The following is a 23,521-nucleotide window of genomic DNA, read 5'->3' on the forward strand; positions in this document are numbered from 1 at the left end:
TTTCCGCTGCGATAGTGGCGGAAATCGGTCTGCCGGACAACAGACGTTGCCGAAGTGAAGCCGGACCGGAAAGGAGGGAAAGCGACGTGACGGAATTCCTCGGGCCCCCGGAACGGACCGTTGCAGGCGAGCGGACTGCCGGGGATGGTTGGATGAATGCCGTTATGGACGTGACCACCTGGTATCTCGAACAGACCAGCCCCGCCGATCTGCGGCCGGGACGGCCCCCTGCGATGTCCGTGCAGATCGTCCGCGCCGAGGTCCCCAGCCCCGAGTTCAGCCGCTTCCTCTACACCGCCGTGGGCGGCGACTGGCAGTGGACGGAGCGTCTGGGGTGGACCTGGAAGCAGTGGAAGGAATGTCTCGACCGGCCGGGCGTCGAGACGTGGGTGGCCTGGGTGCGCGGCACGCCCGCGGGGTACGTGGAACTGGACGCCCGCGAGGGCGAGGTCGAGATCGCCTATTTCGGGCTGCTGCCGTACGCGATCGGCCAGGGCCTCGGCGGCTGGCTGCTCGGCGAGGGCACGGCCCGCGCCTGGGACATGGCCGAGCGACGGCCCGGCCTGCGGCCCACGCGACGGGTCTGGGTGCACACCTGCTCGCTCGACGGACCGGCCGCGCTGGCGAACTACAAGGCCAGGGGCTTCCGTGTCTACGACGAGAAGCTCAACGTGCCGGGTGACGAGGACGAGGGCGAGACGCCCGGCCCGTGGCCCGGCGCCGGCCCCCGCGACTGACCGCCCCCGGCCCGTACGACCGGGGCGGCGGGCGAAGCCGTTCCCGGGCCCGCGGCGGCGGTCCCATAGGGGAAGCCGGAACGGCCGGCGCGGGCCCCGCAGTATGGTGGTGAGTCGCGAACAGGGTGAACTCTCGGCAGAATGTTCGAGACGCACCACCGACGTTGACCTTCCCCGGTCCCGATGGGCCGGGGCCCGGCTCCTCGACACGCAGGAAACCACGACATGGCCCGACGCACGACGACACCCCCGCCGGACGAGGACTTCGAGGAGCGGATCGTCGACATCGACGTGTCCGCCGAGATGCGGGCGAGTTACCTTGAGTACGCCTACTCGGTGATCTACCAGCGCGCGCTGCCCGACGCGCGCGACGGGCTCAAGCCCGTCCAGCGGCGCATCCTCTACGCGATGAGCGAGATGGGCCTGCGCCCGGACCGCGGGCACGTCAAGTCCTCCCGCGTGGTCGGCGACGTGATGGGCAAGCTCCACCCGCACGGCGACTCGGCGATCTACGACGCGCTCGTGCGGCTCGCGCAGCCGTTCTCGATGCGCCTGCCGCTGGTGGACGGGCACGGAAACTTCGGCTCCCCCGACGACGCCCCTGCGGCAATGCGGTACACCGAGGCCCGCCTCGCCCCGGCCGCCATGCTCATGGTGCAGTCGATCGACGAGGACACCGTCGACTTCAAGCCCAACTACGACGGCCAGGAGACCGAGCCGTCGGTCCTGCCGTCGGCGTTCCCCAACCTGCTGGTCAACGGCGCCTCGGGCATCGCGGTCGGCATGGCCACCAACATGGCCCCGCACAACCTCGGCGAGGTCGTCGCGGCGGCCCGCTACCTGATCAGGAAGCCGGACGCGACGCTCGACGAGCTCATGCGCTTCGTCCCCGGCCCCGACCTGCCGACCGGCGGCACGATCATCGGCCTGAACGGCATCAGGGACGCCTACGAGACCGGCCGCGGCACCTTCAAGATGCGGGCCAAGGCGACGATCGAGCAGGTCACCCCGCGCCGCAAGGGCATCGTCGTGACCGAACTGCCGTTCAACGTCGGCCCCGAGCGGGTCATCGCCAAGATCAAAGAGCTGGTGAACGCGAAGAAGCTCAACGGCATCTCCGACCTCAAGGACCTGACCGACCGGCACAAGGGCCTGCGCCTGGTCATCGAGGTCAAGAACGGCTTCAACCCGGAGGCCGTCCTGGAGGAGCTCTACCGGCTGACGCCGATGGAGGAGAGCTTCGGCATCAACAACGTCGCCCTCGTCGACGGCCAGCCGCGCACGCTCGGCCTGCGTGAGCTGCTGTCGGTCTACGTGAACCACCGGCTCGACGTGGTGCGCAGGCGCTCGGCGTTCCGGCTGCGCAAGCGCGAGGAACGGCTGCACCTCGTCGACGGCCTCATCATCGCGCTGCTCAACATCGACCAGGTCATCCAGGTGATCCGCGGGTCCGACGACTCCGCCCAGGCCCGCGCGCGGCTCATGGAGACCTTCGGGCTGAGCGAGATCCAGGCGAACTACATCCTCGACACCCCGCTGCGCCGCCTCACCCGCTACGACAAGCTGGAGCTCGACCGGGAGAAGGAGCAGCTCCAGGCCGACATCGCCGAGCTGAACGAGATCCTCGGCTCGCAGGACCGGCTGCGCAAGGTCGTGTCGTCCGAGCTGGCCGAGGTGTCCAAGACCTACGGCACGCCGCGCCGCACGGTCCTGCTGGAGTCGTCGGATGCCGCCAGGGCCGCCGTCGTGCCGCTGGAGGTGCCCGACGACCCCTGCCTGGTGCTGATGTCGTCCACCGGCCTGCTCGCCCGTACGACCGACGCCACGCCGATCTCCGGCGAGGGCGAGCGCGCGGCGCACGACGTGCTCGTGTCGGTGGTCCGCTCGACCGTACGCGGCGAGGTGGGCGTGGTGACGTCCCAGGGCCGCATGATCCGGGTCTCGGTGATCGACCTGCCCGCGCTGCCGCCCTCGGCCAACCCGCCCACGCTGGCCGGCGGACATCCGGTGTCGGAGTACGTCTCGCTCGAACCCGGCGAGAAGGTCGTCGGCCTGGGCTCGCTCGACCCCGACGGGCCGGGCCTCGCCCTCGGCACCGCCCAGGGCGTGGTCAAGCGGGTCGTGCCCGAATATCCGATCAACCGCGACGAGTTCGAGGTGATCGGGCTGCGGGACGGCGACGTGGTGGTCGGCGCCGTCGAGCTGACCTCCGCCGACCACGACCTTGTCTTCATCACCAGCGACGCGCAGCTCCTGCGCTTCCCCGCCTCCGTCGTACGGCCGCAGGGACGCCCGGCGGGAGGCATGGCCGGGGTGCGCCTCGACGGCGACGCCAAGGTCGTCTTCTTCGGCGTGGTCGATCCCGCGCGGGAGGCGCGCGTGGTGACCGTCGCCGGCTCCTCCACCGCCCTGCCCGGCACGCAGATGGGCGCGGGCAAGGTCTCCGACTACGCCGACTTCCCGCCGAAGGGACGGGCGACCGGCGGCGTGCGCGCCCAGCGTTTCCTGAAGGGCGAGGACGTCCTGCTGCTCGCCTACGCCGGCCCGGCGCCGGTCAAGGCCGTCTCCTCGACCGGCAAGCCGGTGCCGCTGCCGGAGGAACTGGGCCGCCGCGACGGCTCGGGCGTGCGCCTCGTGCACGCCATCGCCGCGATCGGCGGCGCGCTGGGAGCGGACGGCGGCGAGGAGTCCGCCGCGACGGAGGGCGGCATGGCCACCACGGGTGACACCGGCGGCGAAGAGCCGCTTTCCTGACGCGCTCCCCGGCCCCGGCAGGCGTGCCCCGCCGGGGCGTCGCGGCGCCGTTCAGGTGGCGGCGGGGCCGCGGTTGAACGCGGTGGAGAACGAGGAGCGGTACGCCTGCGGCGTCGTCCCCACGACGCGCTTGAACCGCTCCCTGAACGCGGTGGGCGAGCCGAAGCCTGCCTGAGCGGCGATGCGCTCCACGCCGTGGTCGGTGTTCTCCAGCAGGTACTGCGCCCGCCTGACCCGGGCGCGCAGCAGCCACTGCAGCGGGGTGGTGCCGGTCTGCTGCCGGAAGCGCCTGCCGAACGTCCGCTCGCTCATCCCGCAGCGGGCCGCCATCTCCCGCAGGGTGAGGTCGCGACCGAGGTTGTCCTCGATCCACGCGAGCACCGGCTCCAGCAGTGAACCGGCCGGCACCGGCGGGTGCTCGTGCACGATGAACTGGGCCTGCCCGCCCTCCCGCTCCAGCGGCATCACCGACAGGCGGGCGGCGTCGGCCGCGACGGCCGAGCCGTGGTCGCGCCGGATCATGTGCAGGCACAGGTCGAGCCCGGCCGCGGCGCCCGCCGAGGTGAGCACCTGCCCGTTGTCGACGTACAGCACGTCCGGCCGCACGTCCACCAGCGGGAACCGCCGGGCCAGCGCGGGCGCCGCCGCCCAGTGCGTGGTCGCCCGCAGGCCGTCGAGCAGCCCGGCCGCCGCGAGCGTGAACGCGCCCGCGCAGATCGAGGCGAGGCGGGTGCCCCGCGCGGCCGCGTCGCGCAGCGCCTCCAGCACCTCGGGCGGGGGCGGCCCGGCCCGCTCCGAGCAGCCGGGGACGATGACCGTGTCGGCCTCCGCCAGCGCGTCCACGCCGTACGGCACGCGCAGCGCGAACGCCTCGGTCCCCACTTCGGGGCCGGGTCCGCACACCCGCACCCGATACGGCCCGCGGCCGTCCGGCAGGCGGGCACGCCCGAACACCTCGATGGGGGTCGCCAGGTCGAACGGCACGACATGGTCCAGTGCGAGGATCGCCACGATGTGCACGATCGCCACCATAGACGGGATCCCGCCAGTGGTGGTTCCAGGGCGTATCCGTGAACGCCCAGGCCACGGCCGTTGGCGAGAATCCGTTGGTCTTTGTCGTTCTCGCCGCTGGGTTCAGGCCGAGAGGTGCTCCTACGGTTGGTGATCGCATCGCCGACGACAAGGAGACATGCCGATGCCGGCCCAGTTCGTGCTGTTCGACGGGTTCGATCCGCCGGACGCGGTCCCGGCTCCCGTCCGCGCCCGCCGCCCGCCGATCGGAGACCGCGCACGATGACCAAGCTCTTCCTTGCCGTGCACGTCCTCGCCGCGATCCTCGCGATCGGCCCGGTCGCCGTGGCCGCGAGCATGTTCCCCGCCGCCGCACGTCGCTCGACGGACCGGGGCTCGACGGACCGGGGCTCGACGGACCGGGGCTCGACGGACATGGACACGGCGGAGCGGAGCGCGACCGGCCGGGGCACGGCGGAGCAGGACACGCGGATCGGCGGTCTGCCCGCGCTCCGCGTTCTGCACCGCGTCTGCCGTGTCTACGCCGTCGCGGGCCTGGCCGTACCGGTGTTCGGGTTCGCCACGGCGAGCGGCCTCGGCGTGCTGCGCGACGCGTGGGTGATCGCGTCCATCCTGCTCACCGCCGCGGCGGCCGCGATCCTGGCCCTTGCGGTCCTGCCGCGTCAGGACGCCGTCCTCGCCCGGCTCACCGCCGGGGACCCGGCGCCGGCCGGCGATCGCGGGGTGGCGCGACTGGCCATGCTGACCGGCGTCTTCAACGTGCTGTGGGCCGCCGTCACGGTCCTGATGATCGTCCGCCCCGGCTCGACCACGGGAGTCTGACCATGTCGCGCCCTCATTCCGCGCTGCGCGTCGCCTCCGCCGTCGAACTGGGATCCCTGGCCGTCCTCCTGGCCAATCTGTCCACCGTGCACCTGGCGCCCGTCTCCTCGCTCGCCGGCCCCCTGCACGGCTGCGCGTACCTGGTGGTCGTCGTGGCCGCCGCCCGCGACGGCGACCTCGCCGGCAAGGTCCTGGCCTGGCTGCCGGGGATCGGCGGCCTTCTCGTCCTGCGGCGCCTGGCGCGTACGCCACGGGAGAAGGCCGCCTCCGACGCGCCCGGCTGAGGGGTCAGCCCGACGAGACGCACAGGCAGAACGGGTGGCCCACGGGGTCGAGGAAGACCGCCCAGCCGATTCCCTCGCCGGGCTGGTGCTCATGCTTGACGGCGCCCAGGGCGAGCGCCTGTTTCTCCGCCTCGGCCATGTCGTCCACGACCAGGTCGAGGTGAAACTGCTGCGGATGCTCGGCGGACGGCCAGACCGGGGGCACGAACTCGGCGACCCGCTGGAAGGCGAGGCGGGTCTGGTCGTCCCCGGCGAGGGTGATCCAGTCCTCCTCCTCGTGGGCGACCTTCCAGCCGAGCAGCCCGGCGTAGAAGTCCGCGAGGACCTTCGGCTCCGGGCAGTCGAGCACGACCGAGTGCATGCGCGCGACACCGCTCACAGGTGACCTCTCTCTCTTCGAGTACAACACCAGCAAAAACCTTATACTGGTGTCTTACCGGAAGCCACTCCCCCGGGATAGAAGGAAAACCACCCCCCGCGGTGGCCGGCGAAAGCGCATCGGGCAACATCTCTGACATGACCGGTGCCTTCGACGATCTGCTTGCCGCCAACGAGAAGTACGCGACCTCGTTCACTCACTCCGGCCTGAGCGGCCGGGCCGCACGTGGGCTCGCCGTGGTGACGTGCATGGACTCCCGCATCGACCCCCTCGGCCTGCTCGGTCTGACCGCCGGCGACGCGAAGATTCTGCGCAACGCCGGCGCCCGGGTGACCGACGACGTCCTGCGCACGCTCGTCCTCGCCGTCTACCTGCTCGGCGTCGACCGCGTGCTGGTGATGCCGCACACCGACTGCCGGATGTCCAAGTCCACCGACGAGGACGTCCACAACCTCATCGCCGCGGAGTACGGCGTCGACACCCGCAGCCTGGAGTTCCAGACGGTCCCCGACCAGCGGGCCGCACTGCTGCACGACATCACCCGCATCAAGTCCAGCCCCTATCTCCCCGGCGACCTCGTCGTGGGCGGCGCGCTGTACGACGTGCATACGGGACGGCTCCAGGCCGTCGAACTCTGATTCCCTTCCGTCCCGTACGGCGGGCTCCGGGCCTGCCGTACGGGACGGGCGGGGCGCCTTCTCCGGGGTCTCCGTCCCCCGGCCGGCGGTCGCGGCCCCGCCGTGCGGGGCGCTCGCGGCAGCGGATCGCCTTCGGCGACGCTCGCCCGGCGATGCCGTCGCCGGGCAACCGCCAGGACCGTCAGGTACGACCCAAGACGCCATGCATGAGGGTGTCGATCACCTTCGTGGCCAGCGCGTCGGGATCGGAGCCGGAGGGCGCGGCGTGCGCGGCCTCCCCCAGCAGCGCGAGGTAGACCTGCCTGGCCCACACGATGTCGGCGTCGGGGCCCAGCAGCTTGACGAAGACCGCCTCGCACGCCTCCATCACCTCGGCCTGCACGGCCTGGGCCTCCTCGCTGAGCGGCAACTCGTGGGCGAGCGTGAATCGCCAGCCGAGCTTGATCTGCACGATGGTGGCGGTGGCCCGGTGCAGCGCCACCAGTGCAGGAGCGGTGTGCGGACGCGCGGCGAGCACCGCCTCCTGGATCTCCCGCCACGCGGCCACCTCCATGGCCTCGATCAGCGCCTCACGGCTGGCGAACCTGCGGTGCACGGTCGCCCTGGCCACGCCCGCCGCCTCGGCGACCTGCTCCATCGTGGCCAGCGGGTTACCGCTCAGCACCTCTTCCGCCGCCGTCATGATCGCTCGCATGCTGCGTGGCGTGCGGGCCGAGGTGCTCGTCCAGGACCTGTCCGCCCCCGACGCGGCCACCCGGGTCGCCGAGGAGGTCGCCGCCCGCGAACTCACCGTGGACCTGCTCGTGAACAACGCGGGCTTCGGCACGGCCGGCCACTTCGCCCGGATCGCCCCTGAACGCGAGCACCAGGAGCTCATGGTCAACGTCGTCGCGCTGGTGGGACTGACCCACGCGTTCGTGCCCGGGATGCTCGCGCGGGGCGCCGGCGGGGTGATCAACGTAGGATCCACGGCCGGCTTCAGCATCACCCCGTATTTCGCCACCTACGGCTCGTCGAAGACCTTCGTGCTCAACTTCAGCCTCGCGCTGTGGAGCGAACTGCGCGGCAGCGGCGTGAAGGTGCTCGCCGTGACGCCCGGACCGGTGGAGACGGCGTTCTTCGCTGACGTCGTCGCGGCCGCCGGCCAGGAACCGGGGCGCCGGGCTGCTACGTTGTCCTGCCGACGACATGTGATTTTTTTCCCGGTACCGCCACCGGTTCCGCGCCCCCACAAGGAGCCCGTATGCCCCGCTCTTCCCCCGCTACCTCCGGCGGCACGTCGCGCCGGTCCTACCGGGGCATCGCCATCGTGGCGATCCTCGTGCTCATCGTCGCCGGGGCGCCGGCCCTCATCGGCGCGTTCAGCGGGTTCGAGCGCACCAGCGGCGGCGAGGTGGCGGTCGTCCGCGACGGCGGCCCGCTCGACGACAACAAGGTCCGCCAGGTCATCGACCCCGGTTCGGGAGTCACCTGGATCGGCTGGTGGTCGCAGATCCACCGTTACCCGGCCCAGCAGCGGTATTACACGATCACCTCGAACGCCGGCCACGGCGAGAGGGCCGGCGTCGACGTGGTGAACGTGCCGAGCAGCGACGGCGTCAACATGGGCATCGAAGGCACGCTGTACTTCGGCCTCAACCTCGACCACGCGACGCTGAAGTCGTTCGACGACAAGTTCGGCACGCGCAAGTTCCGCGACACCGGCGGCAAGACCTACTATCCCTACGAGGGCGACGACGGCTGGTCCGCCTTCCTCGACCAGATCATCCGGCCGGTGATCGACAACGACCTGCGCGCCCAGATCAACAACTTCCGCTGCGCGGAGCTGGTCTCCTCCTGCGCCCTCGTGCAGAACAACAGCGGCGGCCAGCAGAACGCGGGCGCGCCGCAGCAGGGCAACAACGGCAACATCGCCAAGATCCAGGAGGCGGTGAACACGAGCCTGGCCGAGGACCTCAAGTCGACCCTCGGCGCCGACTACCTCACCGGCATCCACTTCAACCTCTCCCGGGTGACCCTGCCCACCGAGGTGCAGGAGGCGGTCAACCAGGCGCAGGCCGCGTTCGCGAAGGTCACCGAGGCGCAGGCGAAGGTCGCCCAGGCGCGCGCCGAGGCGGATGCCAACAAGGCCCGGCAGGACGGCTACAACAGGTGCCCCACCTGTGCGGAGATCGAGAAGCTCAAGGCTCTGCCCCAGGGCATCACGGTCTACGCGCCGGGCAATACTGGAGGCGTCGCTCTGCCCACCAAGTAGGGAGCCGGGAACCCCGATGCGCCTGCTCGCCCTTCCGATGACGCTCATCGTCATCGCCGTGCTCGTGTATCTGCTCGTGACACTCGCACGCGGCGCGAAGCCGGCGTCCGGGCGAACCACGGGCGGGGCCCGCTGGGAGGCCGACACGGTCATGGAGAACGGCTGGACCCTGATCGTCGTACGGAAGGTCGCCCCCGGCCGCAACGGGCCGGTGGAGGTGACCCGGCAGACGGTCAGGGCCATCCGGGACGACGATCCCAACTGGGACGATCTCTACCGTGAGGGCATGCTCGAGGCCCGCAACCGGGTCAGCACGCTGGAGATCGAGTCCGGCTGAGCCCGGTGACCATCGGGAATCTCTCTTTCACGGACGGTCACTTACCTATTGACTTGGTAGGAATAACCGGCAACAGTGGGGCCAGCGATTCCCGCGATCCGAAAGGGCACCACATGAGCGTCACCGACGATCTCCTCGCGAACGCCGAGCGATACGCCGCGGCCTTCGACAAGGGGCACCTGCCGCTGCCTCCGGCGCGCGGTGTGGCCGTCCTCGCCTGCATGGACGCCCGGCTGAACGTGTACGGCCTGCTCGGGCTGAACGAGGGCGACGCTCACGTGATCCGCAACGCCGGCGGCGTGGTGACCGCCGACGAGCGGCGCAGCCTGGCGATCAGCCAGCGCCTGCTCGGCACCCGGGAGATCATCCTCATCCACCACACCGACTGCGGGATGCTGACCTTCACCGACGACGGCTTCCGCCGGGACATCGAAACGGAGGTCGGGATCAAGCCCGACTGGGCCGCCGAGGCCTTCTCCGATCTCGACGCGGACGTCGTCCAGTCGCTCAACCGCATCAAGGCCGACCCGTTCATCCCGCACAAGGACTCGGTGCGGGGCTTCGTCTACGAGGTCGAGACCGGACGCCTGCGCGAGGTCAAGCCCTGACCGGGCCCCCGCCGTCATACCTCGCGCAGCCCGGGCCACCCCCGGCGGCGTTCGGATACCGGCCGCATTCGACTGATCACATTTCGACTGATCACATTCGGCTGGCCGCGTTCGGAAACTGGCCGCTTCCGGACGCCGCCCGCCAGATCGGGCCAGGGTTGTCCGGGTAGGAAGGCATGCGTCCGCGCATCCCCCCGGAAGGACGCCCCCATGAAGGCTCTGGTCACGCGCGTGTCCACGATCTGCGCCGCAGTCGTCCTGGCGAGCGCCGTCACCGCCGCTCCCGCCGCGGCGCAGGGTGCCGCCACCTACACCTGCACGAGCGGCAGCCGGAACTTTCTATCCGACATAGTCGGCTACGTCATCCTCGCAAGCGGCTGCACGGGGCCGAGCACCACCGGCACCGTCGGCGGCGGGACGGTCGCCATCCCGTCCGGGACCTACGCCTGCCGGACGGTGAACTTCCACCCGGAGGTCATCGACTTCCTCTCCGGCCAGGACTGCTGAGCTCACGACGGTGAGCCGGCGCCCGCCCGGGGCACCGGTCAGGCGTCGATGTGGTCGCGGTCCACCTCGGCGGCGCTGCCGATGATGAACTCGCGGCGCGGGCCGACGTCGCTGCCCATGAGGAGGCTGAAGATGTGCTCGGCCTCCTCCACGTCCTCGATCTTGACGCGGCGCAGGACACGGTGACGGGGGTCCATGGTCGTCTCGGCGAGCTGGTCGGCGTCCATCTCGCCGAGGCCCTTGTAACGCTGCACGGGGTCCTTCCAGCGCTTACCGCGCCGCTCCAGGTCGCGCAGGACCTTGTGCAGCTCGGCGTCGCTGTAGGTGTAGATGTACTTGTCCTTGCCACGCCCGGGGTTGGTGACCTCGATGCGGTGCAGCGGCGGCACGGCGGCGAACACCCGTCCGGCCTCGACCATCGGCTTCATGTAGCGATGGAGGAGCGTGAGCAGCAGGCAGCGGATGTGCGCGCCGTCCACGTCCGCGTCGGCCATTAAGATGATCTTGCCGTAGCGGGCCGCCTCGATGTCGAAGGAGCGGCCGGACCCGGCGCCCACCACCTGGATGATCGCGGCGCATTCGGCGTTCTTGAGCATGTCGGCGACCGACGCCTTCTGCACGTTCAGGATCTTGCCCCGGATCGGCAGCAGCGCCTGGAACTCCGAGTCGCGGGCGAGCTTGGCCGTGCCCAGCGCGGAGTCGCCCTCCACGATGAACAGCTCGCTGCGGTCGACGTCGTCGCTGCGGCAGTCGACCAGCTTGGCGGGCAGCGCCGAGTTCTCCAGGGCGGACTTGCGCCGCTGGTTGTCGCGGTGCTCGCGGGCGGCGATGCGGGCCTTGGCGGCGGCGACGATCTTCTCGAGCACCGCGCGCAGCTGCTGCTTCTGCGCCCGCTTGGGATTGGCGAACAGCGCCTTGAGCTCCCGGCTGACCACGTGGGCGACGATACGGCTGGCCGCCGAGGTGCCGAGCACCTCCTTGGTCTGCCCCTCGAACTGCGGCTCGGGAACCCGCACGGTGACCACCGCGGTGAGCCCTTCGAGGATGTCCTCCTTGGTCACCGGCTCGTCGCCGTTCTTCAGCAGCCGGGTCTCCCTGAGCTGCTCGTTGACCGTGCGGACCAGCGCCCGCTCGAAGCCGGCGACGTGGGTGCCGCCCTTCGGCGTGGCGATCACGTTCACGAAGGAGCGTACGGTCGTCTCGTAGCCCTTCCCCCAGCGGACCGCGACGTCGACCGTGAGCTCACGCTCGATCTCCGTCGGCGTCATGTGGCCCTGCTCGTCGAGCACGGGGACCGTCTCGTGGAAGTGGCCCTCACCCTGCAGCCGCAGCACCTCGCACACGGCCTCGTCACGGGACAGGAACTCGGTGAACTCGCCGATGCCGCCGTCGAAGCGGAACGTCTCCTCGACCGGCTCCTCGCCGCGGACGTCGCGCACCACGAGCGTGAGTCCCGGCACCAGGAAGGCCGTCTGGCGCAGCCGCACGTGGATCTCGTCGAGCGAGACCTCCGCCTCGGGCAGGAAGATCTGCCGGTCGGCCCAGAAACGCACGCGGGTGCCGGTGAGGTCGCGCGGGGCCGGGCCGCCGTCGCGCAGGCCCGACTTCTTGCGGAACTTGGCGCCCGGTCCTTCGCCGTCGAACACGCCGGGCACGCCCCGGCGGAAGCTGATCTGGTGGACCTTGCCGTCGCGGTCGACCTCCACGTCGACCCGGGAGGACAGCGCGTTGACCACCGAGGCGCCGACGCCGTGCAGGCCACCCGATGCGCCGTAGGAGCCGCCGCCGAACTTGCCGCCCGCGTGGAGCTTCGTGTAGACGAGCTCGACTCCGGCCAGGCCGCTCTTGGGCTCGATGTCGACGGGGATGCCGCGCCCGTTGTCGCGCACCTCGATCGAGCCGTCCGCGTGCAGCTCGACCTCGATCCGCGTGCAGTAGCCCGCGAGCGCCTCGTCGACCGCGTTGTCCACGATCTCCCACAGGCAGTGCATGAGGCCACGCGTATCCGTGGAGCCGATGTACATGCCCGGGCGCTTGCGGACGGCCTCCAGGCCTTCGAGCACAGAGAGGTGACGGGCGGTGTATCCCGTCTCCGCGCGAACCGCAGTCACACCCAGCTCCTACTTATCAATCGAACACGCGTACGCAGCTTAACGTCACTCATGTTTCTACGCGTACAAGCTTGCCAGGCGCAGCATGATGACCGGCACTTTCGATGTGATCCCGGTCACTTTCCGGATCATTCTGCTCTGGGCGTAGTCGCAGCATGATTGGGAAGGCCCTCATCCGGTTAGATGTTGTCCCAAGTGACTGACGCCAACGTCCCCACGATCGTGGGGCGACCCGAAAGGCGATACGTGACTGGAGCTCTCGCCCCCATCAAGCCGCTGACGGCCCTGGACCGGTGTGACCGGTGCGGTGCTCAGGCCTACATCCGCGCGACCCTGCCCGTGGGTGGGGAGTTGCTGTTCTGCGCCCACCACGGGCGTCAGCACGTGACTGTGCTGCGCGACAAAGGTGCTGAGATCCAGGACGAGTCGGCCCGACTCAGTGAATCCCCCGCGACCGCCCCTGACAGCGAGCGCTGACCCTTTGGCGGCGTGCCGGAGCCGGACGACGATGTCCGCTCCGCACGCCGCCGCCATAGAGAACCGGCCCGAGCCGGCGCGCCGCCTCCCCGGCGGTGGCGCCGTCAGGGCCGCACACGGTAGTGATAGCGGCCGGCGACGGTGAAGCCCTCCCGCTCGTAGAGTGCGCGGGCGCCGGCGTTGGCCTCTGTCACCACCAGGTACGCGCTGTCGGCGCCGCCCCGCCGTCCCCAGGCGAGCAGGGTGCGCAGGACGGCCGCACCAAGACCGCGCCGTCTGGCGTGCGGCTCGACCGCCATGCAGTAGATCCCCAGCCACCGTCCCTGCGGCACGCCTCTTCCCACGGCGCCCTCCTCACGGAGGACGTACCCCGCGGGCACCCCGGCGAGGATCCGCTCGCCCCACACCCGCGCCGGAACCTCTCCGGTGTCCGCGTGACGCCCGCCGTCCACGCTCCACCAGGTGCGCAGCCACCGTTGCGACGGCCTGTCCTCCACCGCCGCATCGGCGGCAGGCTCATCGCCGGTGAGCGGCCTGGTCATCACCAAAGTGGGATCCGCGAGCCGGTAGCCCCGGCGGCCGAGTTCGTCGTCGAGTCCCGGCGTCGCGCCCATGCCGACCGAGAACACGCAGGGCTGTCCGATGCCCGCGTAGAAGCGCTCGGCCCGGTCGACCGCCTCCGGCAGGTCCGCGCACTCTCCCAGCGGCAGCACCGAGTTGGCCCGTTTCGTCACGCCGCCCGCGTGCCGGTAGACCCAGCCGCCGTCCTCGGCCCGCCCCGGCGCCGGCCATGCCTCATCCACCAGCAGGTCGAACTGTGCGATTCTCTCACTCACCCGCCGCAGCCTAGTTGACCTGCACTGCTCGGGTTTGGATCTTGCGTCCCGGGCAGTGGGTGCCTTCGATTCCTCGGACCCCCTCAAAGGAGCGGCGGTGTCCCCCTCGCGCAGGAACCGTACCGGCATGGTCGTGCCCGCAGGAGCCCTGGCAGCGGTGTTGCCCCTGTCCGCGTGCGGCGGCGTGGGAGCCGCGGGCGGCGCGTCGGCGGGCGGTGGTTCCGCCCTGACCACCATGGGCTTCGGCTTCCCCGACGAGATCGCCACAACCCGGGCGGACGCCTTCAAAAGGGCCCATCCCGAGGTGAGGCTCACCGTCAACCAGGGCCAGTTCGACGAGCAGGCGTTCCTGTCGGCGGTGGCGAGCGGCAACCCGCCGGACGTCGTCTACCTGGACCGCCAGCTGATCGGCACGTACGCCGCCAGAGGCGCGATCCAGCCGTTGGACGACTGCGTGGCCAAGGAGGGCATTGCGATGTCCGACTTCTACCCCGCCGCACAGCAGCAGGTGAAGCTGAACGGCAGGTGGTACGGCGTGCCGGAGTTCTACACCTCGATCATCCTGCTGGTGAACGACAAGGCCGCCAAGGACGCCGGGGTGGACCCGGCGAGCATCGACACCTCCGACTGGGACGCCCTGGCCGCCCTGGCCGGAAAGATGAACAAGGTCTCCGGCGGCAGGATCGAGCGTTTCGGCTTCTATCCCAAGCTGCCGGAGTTCCTCCCCCTGTGGGCCAAGGCCAACGGGGCCGACCTGCTGTCCGCGGACGGGAAGACCTCCCGTCTCGACGATCCGAAGGTCGCGGAGGCGCTCGACTACGCCAACGGACTGCTCGACGACCAGGGCGGCTGGACCAAGCTCAAGGCGTTCACCGACACCTTCGACTACTTCGGCGAGAAGAACCCGATCGCCGAGGACCAGATCGGGGCCGCCAAGGCCCTCCGGGCCGCGGCGGGCTGACGTGGCCCGCCCGCTTTCCGGACTGGCCCGCCACGAGGCCCGCTGGGCCTACGTGTTCCTGCTGCCGTGGCTGATCGGCCTGGTGGTGTTCCAGGCCGGGCCCATGGTCGCGAGCCTCGTGCTCTCGCTGACCGACTACGACCTGATCTCCACGCCGAAGTTCGCCGGCCTCGGCAACTACGCCGCGATGCTGGAGGACCCGAAGGTCGCCAGGGCGATCGGCAACACGGCCTTCTACACGGTCCTGCACGTGCCGCTGGCGCTGGTGATCTCACTGGTGCTGGCGCTCATGCTCAACCGCGTCACCGGCCGGGCCGCCGGATTCTTCCGCACGGCGTTCTACCTGCCGTCCATGACGCCGTACGTCGCGGTGGGCGTGCTGTTCCTGTTCCTGCTGAACGGCCAGGCGGGGCTGGTCAACCAGTTCCTCGGGCTCTTCGGCGCGAGCGGGCCGCAGTGGACGACCGACCCCGCGTGGGTCAAGCCCGGCATCGTGCTCATGTCGCTGTGGAACCTCGGTTCGACCACGATCATCTTGTTCGCGGCGCTGCGCAACGTGCCGCGCGACCTGTACGAGGCCGCGATGATCGACGGCGCCGGCCCCTGGCAGCGGTTCCGGTCGGTCACACTCCCGATGATCAGCTCCGCGCTGTTCTTCGTGCTGATCGTCAACACGATCGCGGCGCTGCAGATGTTCGACCAGGTCTACACGATGTTCTTCGGCAACCAGACCGCCCAGCACTCCTACGGGGACTCGGCCCTGTTCTACGTCGTCTATCTCTTCCAGCAGGGTTTCCAGTTCCTGCACATGGGCTACGCGTCGGCGCTCGCCTGGCTGCTGTTCGCGATCATCGGCGTCATCACGATCGTGCAGGTCCAGGTCGGCAAACGCTTCGTCTACTACGAGGCCGGGCCTCCGGGAGGGACGCGATGACCGCGGCGGCGGGCCGTACGCCGCCGGGGGGCGCCGGCGTGGCGGAGCGGGCGCGGGAGGCCGCGCGCGACGACCGCCCGGGCACGGCGGGCACCCGCAGGGCGTTCTTCCTCATCATGCTCTCGGCCGCCGCGGCGGTGTTCCTCTACCCGTTCGTGTGGCTGGTCGTGGCCTCGCTCAAGCCGCGCGACCGGACGTTCGCCGACCCGTTCCTGCCCTGGCCGCACCCGTTCGCCCCGGAGAACTACGCGAACGTGTGGGACGCCGCGCCGATGCCGGCCTGGCTGTTCAACACGGTCGTCGTGGGGGTCACGGCGGCCCTCACCGTGACCGTGTCGAGCGCGTTCGTCGCCTTCGGGTTCGCCTACTTCCGCTTCCCCGGGCGCGGCGTGCTGTTCGGCAGCGTGCTCGCCACGATGATGCTCCCCGCGGCCGTCACGCTCGTGCCGACGTACCTGATCTGGAACTCCGTCGGCCTGACCGGCACGCAGGTGCCGCTGTGGGCGGGCAACCTGTTCGGGTCGGCGTTCTACATCTTCCTGCTGCGCCAGTTCTTCCTCGGCATCCCGCGCTACGTGTTCGAGGCGGCCAGGGTGGACGGCGCGTCCTACCTCGACCTGTTCTGGCGGATCGCGCTGCCCCTCGGCCGCCCGGCCCTGATCATCGCGTTCATCTTCGAGCTCAAGGCGAGCTGGTTCGACCTGTTGAAGCCGCTGATCTACCTGCAGGATCCCGCGCTGTTCACGCTGCCACGCGGGCTCAAGGCCGTGGTGGACCAGTTCTACCAGGGCGGCGACCCCAAGTGGGAGATCGTCCTGGCCGCGAGCGTGATCACCACGCTGCCGCTCGTCGTCGTCTTCTTCGCCGGCCAGCGCTACTTCGTCCACGGCATCGCCACGACCGGCCAGAAGGGCTAGCCCGTTCCCCCGGGCTCGGCCGTGTCCGGCTCTGTCGGGGCGTAGCCGAGCACGTGCTCCCGCAGCAGGACGCCCACCTCGGGGTCGTTTCGCTCGAACGCCTCCACGAGGGGCTCGTGGTCGGCGGCGTTCTCGTGCGGGCACATCCGGAACAGGCGGATCGACAGGTGGGTCCACACCTCGATGCCGAGCGACTCCCACACCGCAAGCAGCACCTCGTTGCCCGAGGCTTTCACGATCTCCCGGTGGAAGGCGACGCCGTGCCGCACCTGATCGCGCAGGGAACCGGTGGCAGCCGCCTCATGCAGGCGACTGACGTGCGCACGCAACGCCTCCACGCGCGGCCTGCCCAGCCGGACGGCCGTCTCCTCCAGGCCCGCCCGCACCTGGTACACCTCGCGGAGGTCGCTCCTGGTGAGCCTGCGGACCCGCGCGCCTCGGTTGGGCGCGGACTCGATGAGCCTGAGCGCCTCCAGTTCGCGCAGCGCCTCACGCACCGGGGCCTGGCTGACCCCGAGCTCGGCCGCCATCCGCCGCTCGACGAGGCGGTCGCCGGGCTTCCACCGGCCGTCGGCCAGGCCGTCGAGCACGGTCTGCCGGATCTGGTCGCGAAGCGGCGACCGCACGACGTGTTCCACGACCCGATGATAGGGCCGCACGGGCATACATCCGATGATCGATCATAGGGTGTTTAATGAATCCATGGACGAAGACCTGGATCCGCAGGAGACCGCCGAATGGCTTGAATCCCTCGAGGCGGTCCGCCGCGCAGCCGGCCCCGAACGGGTCGACTACCTGCTGAAGCGGCTGGCCACGACCACCCGCTACATCAACACCGTGCCGACCTCGGAGGAGCCCGTCTACCCGGGTGACCTGGAGCTGGAGGCGCGCATCGCCGCGTACGACCGGTGGAACGCCGCGGCGATGATCACCAGAGGGAGCCGGCTGGGGCTCGGCGGCCACCTGGCGACCTACGCCTCGGCCGCCTGGCTGTACGAGGTGGGCTTCAACCACTTCTTCCACGCCGGCCGCGACCAGGTCTACTTCCAGGGCCACGCCTCCCCGGGCGTCTACGCCCGGGCCTTCCTCGAGGGCAGGCTGAGCGAAGCCCAGCTCGACCTGTTCAGGCGCGAGCCCGAGGGCGGGCTGCCGTCGTACCCCCATCCGCGGTCCATGCCGGACTTCTGGCAGTTCCCCACCGTCTCCATGGGCCTCGGCCCGCTCAACGCGGTCTACCAGGCCAGGTTCAACCGCTACCTGCACAACCGCGGCATCAAGGACACCTCGCACAGCCACGTATGGGCCTTCCTCGGCGACGGCGAGATGGACGAGCCCGAGTCCACGGCCGCCCTCACCCTGGCCGCCCGCGAGGGGCTCGACAACCTCACGTTCGTGATCAACTGCAACCTGCAGCGGCTCGACGGGCCGGTGCGGGGCAACACCCGCATCGTGCAGGAGCTCGAGAGCGTCTTCAGGGGCGCGGGCTGGCACGTCGTCAAGGCGCTGTGGGGCCGGGAGTGGGACGGCCTGCTCGGCTCGGACGAGCTGGTGGCCCGGCTGGGCGAGGTGCCGGACGGGCAGTTCCAGACGTTCGCCGCCTCGACGGGCGCCTACATCAGGGAGCGGCTGTTCCAGGGGCTGGACGTGCCCCACTCGGACGACGACCTGCGGCGGATCGTGGGCCATTCCCGAGCGGGCCACGAGCCGCAGAAGGTCTACGCCGCCTACCGCCGGGCCCTGGACAACCGCGGCGCGCCCACGGTGATCCTCGTGCAGACCGTGAAGGGCTGGACCCTCGGTGCGGGGATCGAGGCCCGCAACGCCAACCACCAGATGAAGAAGCTCACCCAGGACGAGTTCCGCGCGCTGCGCGACCGGCTCGGCCTGCCGGTGCCGGACGAGGCGCTCGACGGCGACCTGCCGCCGTACCTGCATCCCGGGCCGGACTCGCCGGAGGCGCGGTACGCCGCCGAGCGGCGCCGCGAGCTGGGCGGGCCCGTCCCCCGCCGCACGGTCTCCCACCACCCGCTGCCGGCCCCGGGCGAGGCGCCGTTCCGGGCCCTGGAGAAGGGCTCGAAGCAGCCGGTGGCGACGACGATGGCCTTCGTCCGCCTGGTCAAGGACCTGATGAAGGAGCCGGAGACCGGACGCCGATGGGTGCCGATCGTGCCCGACGAGGCCCGGACGTTCGGCATGGAGTCGCTGTTCCCCACCGCCAAGATCTACTCGCCCCTGGGCCAGCGCTACGAGTCCGTCGACCGGGACCTGCTGCTGGCGTACAAGGAGGCGTCCGACGGGCAGATCCTGCTGGAGGGCATCACCGAGGCCGGGTCGATGGCGTCGTTCACGGCCGCGGCCTCCAGCTACGCCACCCACGGCGAAGTAATGATCCCCTTCTACATCTTCTACTCGATGTTCGGCTGGCAGCGCACCGGCGACCAGATGTGGGCGCTGGCCGACCAGCTCGGCCGGGGGTTCCTCGTCGGCGCCACCGCGGGCCGGACCACGATGACCGGGGAGGGCCTGCAGCACGCGGACGGTCACTCGCAGCTCCTCGCCTCCGCCAACCCGGCGTGCCTGGCCTACGATCCCGCCTTCGCCTACGAGGTGGGGACGATCGTGCGTGAGGGCCTGCGGCGCATGTACGGCCCCGGCGGGGAGGACGTGTTCTACTACCTGACCGTCTACAACGAGCCGATGCCGCAGCCCGCCATGCCCGAGGGCGTCGAGGAGGGCATCCTGCGGGGAATCTACCGGTACTCCGACGGTGGCGGCCAGGCCCACCTGCTGGCCAGCGGCACCGCGATCCACTGGGCGCTGGAGGCGCAGCGGCTGCTCCGGGAGGAGTACGGCCTCGGCGTCGACGTGTGGTCGGTCACCTCCTGGAGCGAGCTGCGCCGCGACGCCTTGACCGCGACGGGCGTGCCGTACATCCGGCAGGCCCTGGCCGGGACGACGGGTCCGGTGGTCGCGGTCAGCGACTGGATGCGCGCGGTGCCGGACCAGATCAGCCCGTGGATCGACCGGCCGTGGACCTCGCTCGGCACCGACGGGTTCGGGCTGTCGGGCACCCGAGAGGCGGTCCGCAGGCATTTCGGCGTGGATCCGCGCTCGATCGCGGAGGCCGTGCTCAAGGCGGTGGAGACCGGCCGGGAGTGAGCGCCGGGCCGCGGCGCCCCGATCGGGGAAACTCCCCGGTCGGGGCCTCTCCGGTAGGGGCACAGTAGGCTGCGGAACCGTGCTCATCCTGCTTCCGCCGTCGGAAGGGAAGGCCGACCGGGGCACCTCCGCCGTGCGCCGGCTCAGCTTCCCCGAACTCGCCTCCCCGCGTGAGAAGGTCCTCGACGCCCTCATGTCGCTCTGCCACACGTCCGAGGCGCGCGACGTGCTCGGCCTGTCGGACGGGCAGGCCGGCGAGATCGAGCGCAACCTGGCGCTGCCCACGGCGCGCACGCTGCCCGTCGCCGCCCTCTACACCGGCGTGCTGTACGACAACCTGGGCCTGGCCACCCTCTCCCCCGAGGCCCGGAGGCGGGCCGACCGGAGGATCGTCGTGTTCTCGGCGCTGTGGGGCCTGCTGCGGCCGTCCGACCGCGTGCCGCCCTACCGGCTGTCCATGGGCGTACGGCTGCCGCCGATGGGCGGCCTCGCCGCGTTCTGGCGGCCGTCCGTCACCGCGGTGCTCGACACGACGAAGGGTCTCGTGGTGGACATGCGGTCCGCGACGTACGCCGCCGCCTGGCAGCCCGGCGAGCGCGGCGTGGCCGTACGGGTGCTGAGGGAGGCGGCCGGGAAGCGGACCGTCGTCAGCCACATGGCGAAGGCCACCCGGGGCATGGTGGCCCGCTCGCTCGTCGAGACCCCCGACCGGCCCCGCACGGCCGCGGACCTCGCCGGCCTGCTGACCGGCCTCGGGCATCGGGTGGAACTGACGGCGCCCGCCGGGCGGGGACGGCCGTGGACCCTCGACGTGATCGTGGACGACTGAATCCCGCGTCCGAAACCCGCGAGCACCTCGCGCTCCGGACCGTCCCGGCTCCGACGGCCACCGGTTTCAGACATTGAGCCGGGCGCAGGCCCGGCGGTACTGCTGCCCCGGATCGCCGAGGTGCGACCAGGGCAACCGGCTGAAGCGGCCGCCCGTCCTGGCGAGATGCCCGCGCGCCGGACGCCGCAGATCCGACAGGTAGAAGGCGGCGCCGAAGACGTTGTGCGCCTCGATCGCGCGCGGGTGCGCCCCGCCGAGGCGCCGCTCGGCCCAGTGGCCGGCGGCCGAGACGATCTCGCGTTGGGCCTCGAAGGAGAACCAGCCGCCACGGGACATCGGCATACGGTCGGCGGCGACGATCTCGAAGTGGGCCAGCGGCACGAGCGCCGGGAGCGGGCTGCCCTCCGGGGCGTGCGCGGCGGCCGAGCGGGCGAAGCCGAGCATCTCCTGCGCGGTGCCGCCCCAGCCGGGAGACAGCGTGATCAGGCGGGCCAGCGCCCCCGAATACAGCGTCGGCCATCGGCGCGAGCACTCGTACCAGACCGCGTCCTTGTCGGCCCGTGGCCGGTCAAGCCCGATGGCCAGCCACATCAGGCACTCCCAGGGCACCGGGTCGCCCGGCGCGAGCGTCGCCGCCGTCAGCAGCGGCTGCCTGGCCTGTTCCATCGCCCTCTGGTAGACCCGCAGCCGGTCCGCCTGCACCGCTCTGGCCCGTACGTCGGGCCGCAGCTCCCATGCCTCCTCCAGGCGCGCCCGGCCGAGCCACAGCCACAGGTCGGGATTGCCCTGGTCGCGGGCGAGCAGCGCTTCGATCGCCCGGCTCGCCCCCACGACGGCGCGTGACAGCGCCTCCGTCCGCAGCGATCGGATCTCCGGGTCGCCCCTGCTGTCCGCGAGGACGGCCGCCCCCGGTCTGAGGTCGCCTCGGCGGGCGGCCTCGACCGCCTCGTCGAGCATGGTGTCCGCCCAGGGGCGGTCCGGGATCACTCGTGGCCCCCGAGCACGCGCCCGATCCACTTCGATCACTCCCATGAGGCGCGAGCCTAGGAGCGTCAACGTGCCCGCAGCGCTACCACGAGGTTACGGGGGTGTAAACGTCATCGTCCCCGCGGCCGTGGTGCGTGGCCGGGGGACGATGGACCCGTACGTCAGTCCAGGTAGTCGCGCAGCACCTGGGACCTGGAGGGGTGGCGCAGCTTCGACATGGTCTTGGACTCGATCTGGCGGATCCGCTCGCGGGTCACGCCGTAGACCTTCCCGATCTCGTCGAGGGTCTTCGGCTGCCCGTCGGTGAGGCCGAACCGCATCGACACCACGCCCGCCTCCCGCTCCGACAACGTGTCGAGAACGGAGTGCAGCTGCTCCTGCAGCAGCGTGAAGCTGACGGCGTCGGCCGGGACGATCGCCTCGGAGTCCTCGATGAGGTCGCCGAACTCGCTGTCGCCCTCCTCACCGAGCGGAGTGTGCAGGGAGATCGGCTCACGGCCGTACTTCTGCACCTCGATGACCTTCTCGGGCGTCATGTCCAGCTCGCGCGCCAGCTCCTCCGGCGTGGGCTCGCGGCCGAGGTCCTGCAGCATCTGCCGCTGGACGCGGGCCAGCTTGTTGATCACCTCGACCATGTGGACCGGGATGCGGATGGTCCGCGCCTGGTCGGCCATGGCCCGGGTGATCGCCTGCCGGATCCACCACGTGGCGTACGTGGAGAACTTGTAGCCCTTGGTGTAGTCGAACTTCTCGACCGCACGGATCAGGCCCAGGTTGCCCTCCTGGATCAGGTCCAGGAACAGCATGCCGCGGCCGGTGTACCGCTTGGCCAGCGAGACCACCAGACGGAGGTTGGCCTCCAGCAGGTGGTTCTTGGCACGGTGGCCGTCCTCGGCGATCCACTCCAGCTCGGCGCGGACGTCGACGGGCAGGCCGTCGGTCTCCTGGGCGAGCTGCTCCTCGGCGAACAGGCCGGCCTCGATCCGCTTGGCGAGCTCGACCTCCTGCTCGGCGTTGAGGAGCGGCACCTTGCCGATCTGCTTGAGGTAGTCCTTCACCGGGTCGGCGGTGGCGCCGGCCGCCGCCACCTGGGCGACGGGCGCGTCATCGTCGTCGTCGGTGAGGATCAGCACCTCGTCCTCGGACTGGGCGAGCGCCTCGGCCTTGGGCTCTTCGCCCTCGGTCTCCGCCTCGGCGTCGCCGTCGGATTCTTCGGTCTCCGCCTCGGCGTCGATCTCGACGTCCTCGACCTCGATGTCGAAGTCCTCGATCTCGACGTCACCCTCGAGGTCGATGTCCTCGTCGTCCTCGGCGAGTTCGGCGGACTTCGGCTTCGAGTCGGCCTTGGGCGCCTTGGCCTCGGGCCCCGTGGTGGGAGCCTCCGGCTTGGCAGGCGCGGCCTTCTTGGGCGGAGCGGGCTTGGCCGGAGCCTTGGCGGCAGCGGGCTTGGCCGGAGCGGGCTTCTTCGCCGCCGGCTTGGCGGCCGGCGCGGAGTCGGTCACCACGGCGGTCACGGTCTCCGGCTGCGACTCCTTGGCCGCTGCGGATTTGGTGGTGGTCTTCTTGACGGGCGCGGTGGTGCGGCGCTTGGCTTGACCTCGAGAACGCTTGGGAGCCGCGGAGTCGGCGGCCGTCACCACGACGGTCACACCCTCCTTGCTGAGGCTGCGCAGGAATCCAGCGGCTTGCGACATCGGGATGTCCGCTTCCTCGAAGGCCTTGCGGACATCCTCGGACTCGAGGAAACCCTGCGAGCGCCCACGCTCGAGGAGCTGCTGAATCACTGGCTCGTTCAGCTCCGACGGCTTCGAGCGAGTCGAACTTGCAGGCGACACGAACACCTCTCGAACGAACGCATGGCGAGAATGGACCCAGGTGCTTCTTCTTTTCCGGTGGTGAGGTCGCGCGGACCGCGACATGCCATTGTGGCACGCCACGGCACGTGATACGGCCGCGTC

At 70.8% G+C, this 23,521-nt stretch carries 23 protein-coding genes and 1 pseudogene; 16 read left to right on the forward strand and 8 right to left on the reverse strand.

Features of this window, described 5'->3' with window-relative positions:
- Window positions 1-152 precede the first annotated feature (152 nt).
- Window positions 153-737 carry a GNAT family N-acetyltransferase gene (locus ACQPZZ_RS29410; protein ID WP_432924398.1) on the forward strand — a complete coding sequence of 195 codons (585 nt, stop codon included), beginning with the start codon at window positions 153-155 and terminating at the stop codon, window positions 735-737.
- 225 nt (window positions 738-962) lie between these two features.
- Window positions 963-3,491, forward strand: coding sequence for a DNA gyrase/topoisomerase IV subunit A (locus ACQPZZ_RS29415; RefSeq protein ID WP_432924400.1), 2,529 nt, complete (start codon window positions 963-965; stop codon window positions 3,489-3,491).
- A 51-nt stretch (window positions 3,492-3,542) separates the two neighbouring features.
- Here the strand turns inward: ACQPZZ_RS29415 and ACQPZZ_RS29420 are convergent, their stop codons facing one another.
- A complete protein-coding gene (locus tag ACQPZZ_RS29420) occupies window positions 3,543-4,511 on the reverse strand; it encodes a GlxA family transcriptional regulator (protein WP_432924402.1) in 969 nt (322 codons plus the stop codon).
- A gap of 273 nt (window positions 4,512-4,784) precedes the next feature.
- On the opposite strand from ACQPZZ_RS29420, the gene ACQPZZ_RS29425 reads away from it, so the two are divergent.
- Entirely contained in the window at window positions 4,785-5,345 is a 561-nt protein-coding gene (locus ACQPZZ_RS29425; protein ID WP_432924404.1) for a hypothetical protein, read from the forward strand.
- A 2-nt stretch (window positions 5,346-5,347) separates the two neighbouring features.
- Window positions 5,348-5,629: a hypothetical protein gene (locus ACQPZZ_RS29430; RefSeq protein ID WP_432924406.1), complete on the forward strand. Its 282-nt coding sequence runs from the start codon at window positions 5,348-5,350 to the stop codon at window positions 5,627-5,629.
- Between the two features lie 4 nt (window positions 5,630-5,633).
- On the opposite strand, the gene ACQPZZ_RS29435 is transcribed toward ACQPZZ_RS29430, so the two are convergent.
- Window positions 5,634-6,008 carry a VOC family protein gene (locus tag ACQPZZ_RS29435; protein WP_363643084.1) on the reverse strand — a complete coding sequence of 125 codons (375 nt, stop codon included), beginning with the start codon at window positions 6,006-6,008 and terminating at the stop codon, window positions 5,634-5,636.
- 137 nt (window positions 6,009-6,145) lie between these two features.
- Between ACQPZZ_RS29435 and ACQPZZ_RS29440 the strand changes: the two genes are divergently transcribed.
- Entirely contained in the window at window positions 6,146-6,646 is a 501-nt protein-coding gene (locus ACQPZZ_RS29440) for a beta-class carbonic anhydrase (protein WP_363643086.1), read from the forward strand.
- Window positions 6,647-6,827: 181 nt separating this feature from the next.
- On the opposite strand, the gene ACQPZZ_RS29445 is transcribed toward ACQPZZ_RS29440, so the two are convergent.
- Window positions 6,828-7,340 carry a TetR/AcrR family transcriptional regulator gene (locus ACQPZZ_RS29445; RefSeq protein ID WP_432924408.1) on the reverse strand — a complete coding sequence of 171 codons (513 nt, stop codon included), beginning with the start codon at window positions 7,338-7,340 and terminating at the stop codon, window positions 6,828-6,830.
- On the opposite strand from ACQPZZ_RS29445, the pseudogene ACQPZZ_RS29450 reads away from it, so the two are divergent.
- The 5 genes and pseudogenes from ACQPZZ_RS29450 to ACQPZZ_RS29470 form a co-directional block, all read left to right on the forward strand.
- Window positions 7,339-7,716: pseudogene (locus tag ACQPZZ_RS29450) on the forward strand (SDR family NAD(P)-dependent oxidoreductase); the annotation flags it as partial. The gene ACQPZZ_RS29445 and the pseudogene ACQPZZ_RS29450 sit on opposite strands and share 2 nt — an antisense overlap.
- A gap of 173 nt (window positions 7,717-7,889) precedes the next feature.
- Window positions 7,890-8,900, forward strand: a complete 1,011-nt coding sequence (locus tag ACQPZZ_RS29455; RefSeq protein ID WP_432924410.1) for an SPFH domain-containing protein — start codon at window positions 7,890-7,892, stop codon at window positions 8,898-8,900.
- Window positions 8,901-8,916: 16 nt separating this feature from the next.
- Window positions 8,917-9,237 (forward strand): hypothetical protein, encoded by a 321-nt coding sequence (locus ACQPZZ_RS29460; protein ID WP_432924412.1) that lies wholly within the window; start codon window positions 8,917-8,919, stop codon window positions 9,235-9,237.
- 113 nt (window positions 9,238-9,350) lie between these two features.
- The gene (locus tag ACQPZZ_RS29465) at window positions 9,351-9,845 is read left to right on the forward strand and encodes a beta-class carbonic anhydrase (RefSeq protein WP_432924414.1); all 495 of its coding nucleotides are present in this window, start codon (window positions 9,351-9,353) and stop codon (window positions 9,843-9,845) included.
- A 210-nt stretch (window positions 9,846-10,055) separates the two neighbouring features.
- Window positions 10,056-10,352 carry a hypothetical protein gene (locus ACQPZZ_RS29470; RefSeq protein WP_432924416.1) on the forward strand — a complete coding sequence of 99 codons (297 nt, stop codon included), beginning with the start codon at window positions 10,056-10,058 and terminating at the stop codon, window positions 10,350-10,352.
- A 38-nt stretch (window positions 10,353-10,390) separates the two neighbouring features.
- Here the strand turns inward: ACQPZZ_RS29470 and ACQPZZ_RS29475 are convergent, their stop codons facing one another.
- Window positions 10,391-12,463, reverse strand: coding sequence for a DNA gyrase/topoisomerase IV subunit B (locus ACQPZZ_RS29475; RefSeq protein ID WP_363643095.1), 2,073 nt, complete (start codon window positions 12,461-12,463; stop codon window positions 10,391-10,393).
- A gap of 246 nt (window positions 12,464-12,709) precedes the next feature.
- Here ACQPZZ_RS29475 and ACQPZZ_RS29480 point away from each other — a divergent pair, with 246 nt between their 5' ends.
- The gene (locus ACQPZZ_RS29480; RefSeq protein WP_432924418.1) at window positions 12,710-12,940 is read left to right on the forward strand and encodes a DUF7455 domain-containing protein; all 231 of its coding nucleotides are present in this window, start codon (window positions 12,710-12,712) and stop codon (window positions 12,938-12,940) included.
- A 104-nt stretch (window positions 12,941-13,044) separates the two neighbouring features.
- Here ACQPZZ_RS29480 and ACQPZZ_RS29485 read toward each other — a convergent pair whose 3' ends face one another.
- Window positions 13,045-13,776 (reverse strand): GNAT family N-acetyltransferase, encoded by a 732-nt coding sequence (locus tag ACQPZZ_RS29485; protein ID WP_432924420.1) that lies wholly within the window; start codon window positions 13,774-13,776, stop codon window positions 13,045-13,047.
- 97 nt (window positions 13,777-13,873) lie between these two features.
- On the opposite strand from ACQPZZ_RS29485, the gene ACQPZZ_RS29490 reads away from it, so the two are divergent.
- Genes ACQPZZ_RS29490 through ACQPZZ_RS29500 form a run of 3 tightly spaced genes read left to right on the forward strand, consistent with a single transcriptional unit; the run spans window position 13,874 to window position 16,588 of the window.
- Window positions 13,874-14,737, forward strand: coding sequence for an extracellular solute-binding protein (locus ACQPZZ_RS29490; protein ID WP_432924422.1), 864 nt, complete (start codon window positions 13,874-13,876; stop codon window positions 14,735-14,737).
- A gap of 1 nt (window position 14,738) precedes the next feature.
- Window positions 14,739-15,671, forward strand: coding sequence for a carbohydrate ABC transporter permease (locus ACQPZZ_RS29495; RefSeq protein WP_432924424.1), 933 nt, complete (start codon window positions 14,739-14,741; stop codon window positions 15,669-15,671).
- Window positions 15,668-16,588: a carbohydrate ABC transporter permease gene (locus ACQPZZ_RS29500; RefSeq protein ID WP_432924426.1), complete on the forward strand. Its 921-nt coding sequence runs from the start codon at window positions 15,668-15,670 to the stop codon at window positions 16,586-16,588. Before ACQPZZ_RS29495 ends, ACQPZZ_RS29500 begins: the two co-directional genes overlap by 4 nt.
- Here the strand turns inward: ACQPZZ_RS29500 and ACQPZZ_RS29505 are convergent.
- Window positions 16,585-17,226, reverse strand: coding sequence for a GntR family transcriptional regulator (locus tag ACQPZZ_RS29505; RefSeq protein WP_432924428.1), 642 nt, complete (start codon window positions 17,224-17,226; stop codon window positions 16,585-16,587). The two genes, ACQPZZ_RS29500 and ACQPZZ_RS29505, sit on opposite strands and share 4 nt — an antisense overlap.
- 64 nt (window positions 17,227-17,290) lie before the next feature.
- Here ACQPZZ_RS29505 and aceE point away from each other — a divergent pair, with 64 nt between their 5' ends.
- The gene (gene aceE, locus ACQPZZ_RS29510) at window positions 17,291-19,747 is read left to right on the forward strand and encodes a pyruvate dehydrogenase (acetyl-transferring), homodimeric type (protein ID WP_432924430.1); all 2,457 of its coding nucleotides are present in this window, start codon (window positions 17,291-17,293) and stop codon (window positions 19,745-19,747) included.
- A gap of 79 nt (window positions 19,748-19,826) precedes the next feature.
- Window positions 19,827-20,576 (forward strand): YaaA family protein, encoded by a 750-nt coding sequence (locus ACQPZZ_RS29515; protein WP_432924432.1) that lies wholly within the window; start codon window positions 19,827-19,829, stop codon window positions 20,574-20,576.
- 66 nt (window positions 20,577-20,642) lie between these two features.
- On the opposite strand, the gene ACQPZZ_RS29520 is transcribed toward ACQPZZ_RS29515, so the two are convergent.
- Together ACQPZZ_RS29520 and ACQPZZ_RS29525 are read right to left on the reverse strand one after the other, a co-directional pair.
- Window positions 20,643-21,608 carry a hypothetical protein gene (locus tag ACQPZZ_RS29520; protein ID WP_432924434.1) on the reverse strand — a complete coding sequence of 322 codons (966 nt, stop codon included), beginning with the start codon at window positions 21,606-21,608 and terminating at the stop codon, window positions 20,643-20,645.
- Window positions 21,609-21,724: 116 nt separating this feature from the next.
- A complete protein-coding gene (locus tag ACQPZZ_RS29525) occupies window positions 21,725-23,398 on the reverse strand; it encodes an RNA polymerase sigma factor (RefSeq protein ID WP_432924436.1) in 1,674 nt (557 codons plus the stop codon).
- Between the last annotated feature and the right edge of the window lie 123 nt (window positions 23,399-23,521).

This window comes from Microbispora sp. CA-135349 (assembly GCF_050947365.1).
Taxonomy (GTDB): domain Bacteria; phylum Actinomycetota; class Actinomycetes; order Streptosporangiales; family Streptosporangiaceae; genus Microbispora.

Coding starts and splice junctions, on each gene's coding strand:
- ACQPZZ_RS29520 (WP_432924434.1), bottom strand. CDS start 21,608: ATGGGAGTGATCGAAGTGGATCGGGCGCGTGCTCGGGGGCCACGAGTG.
- ACQPZZ_RS29415 (WP_432924400.1), top strand. CDS start 963: ATGGCCCGACGCACGACGACACCCCCGCCGGACGAGGACTTCGAGGAG.
- ACQPZZ_RS29460 (WP_432924412.1), top strand. CDS start 8,917: ATGCGCCTGCTCGCCCTTCCGATGACGCTCATCGTCATCGCCGTGCTC.
- ACQPZZ_RS29430 (WP_432924406.1), top strand. CDS start 5,348: ATGTCGCGCCCTCATTCCGCGCTGCGCGTCGCCTCCGCCGTCGAACTG.
- ACQPZZ_RS29455 (WP_432924410.1), top strand. CDS start 7,890: ATGCCCCGCTCTTCCCCCGCTACCTCCGGCGGCACGTCGCGCCGGTCC.
- ACQPZZ_RS29425 (WP_432924404.1), top strand. CDS start 4,785: ATGACCAAGCTCTTCCTTGCCGTGCACGTCCTCGCCGCGATCCTCGCG.
- ACQPZZ_RS29500 (WP_432924426.1), top strand. CDS start 15,668: ATGACCGCGGCGGCGGGCCGTACGCCGCCGGGGGGCGCCGGCGTGGCG.
- aceE (WP_432924430.1), top strand. CDS start 17,291: ATGGACGAAGACCTGGATCCGCAGGAGACCGCCGAATGGCTTGAATCC.
- ACQPZZ_RS29440 (WP_363643086.1), top strand. CDS start 6,146: ATGACCGGTGCCTTCGACGATCTGCTTGCCGCCAACGAGAAGTACGCG.
- ACQPZZ_RS29470 (WP_432924416.1), top strand. CDS start 10,056: ATGAAGGCTCTGGTCACGCGCGTGTCCACGATCTGCGCCGCAGTCGTC.
- ACQPZZ_RS29465 (WP_432924414.1), top strand. CDS start 9,351: ATGAGCGTCACCGACGATCTCCTCGCGAACGCCGAGCGATACGCCGCG.
- ACQPZZ_RS29445 (WP_432924408.1), bottom strand. CDS start 7,340: ATGCGAGCGATCATGACGGCGGCGGAAGAGGTGCTGAGCGGTAACCCG.
- ACQPZZ_RS29410 (WP_432924398.1), top strand. CDS start 153: ATGAATGCCGTTATGGACGTGACCACCTGGTATCTCGAACAGACCAGC.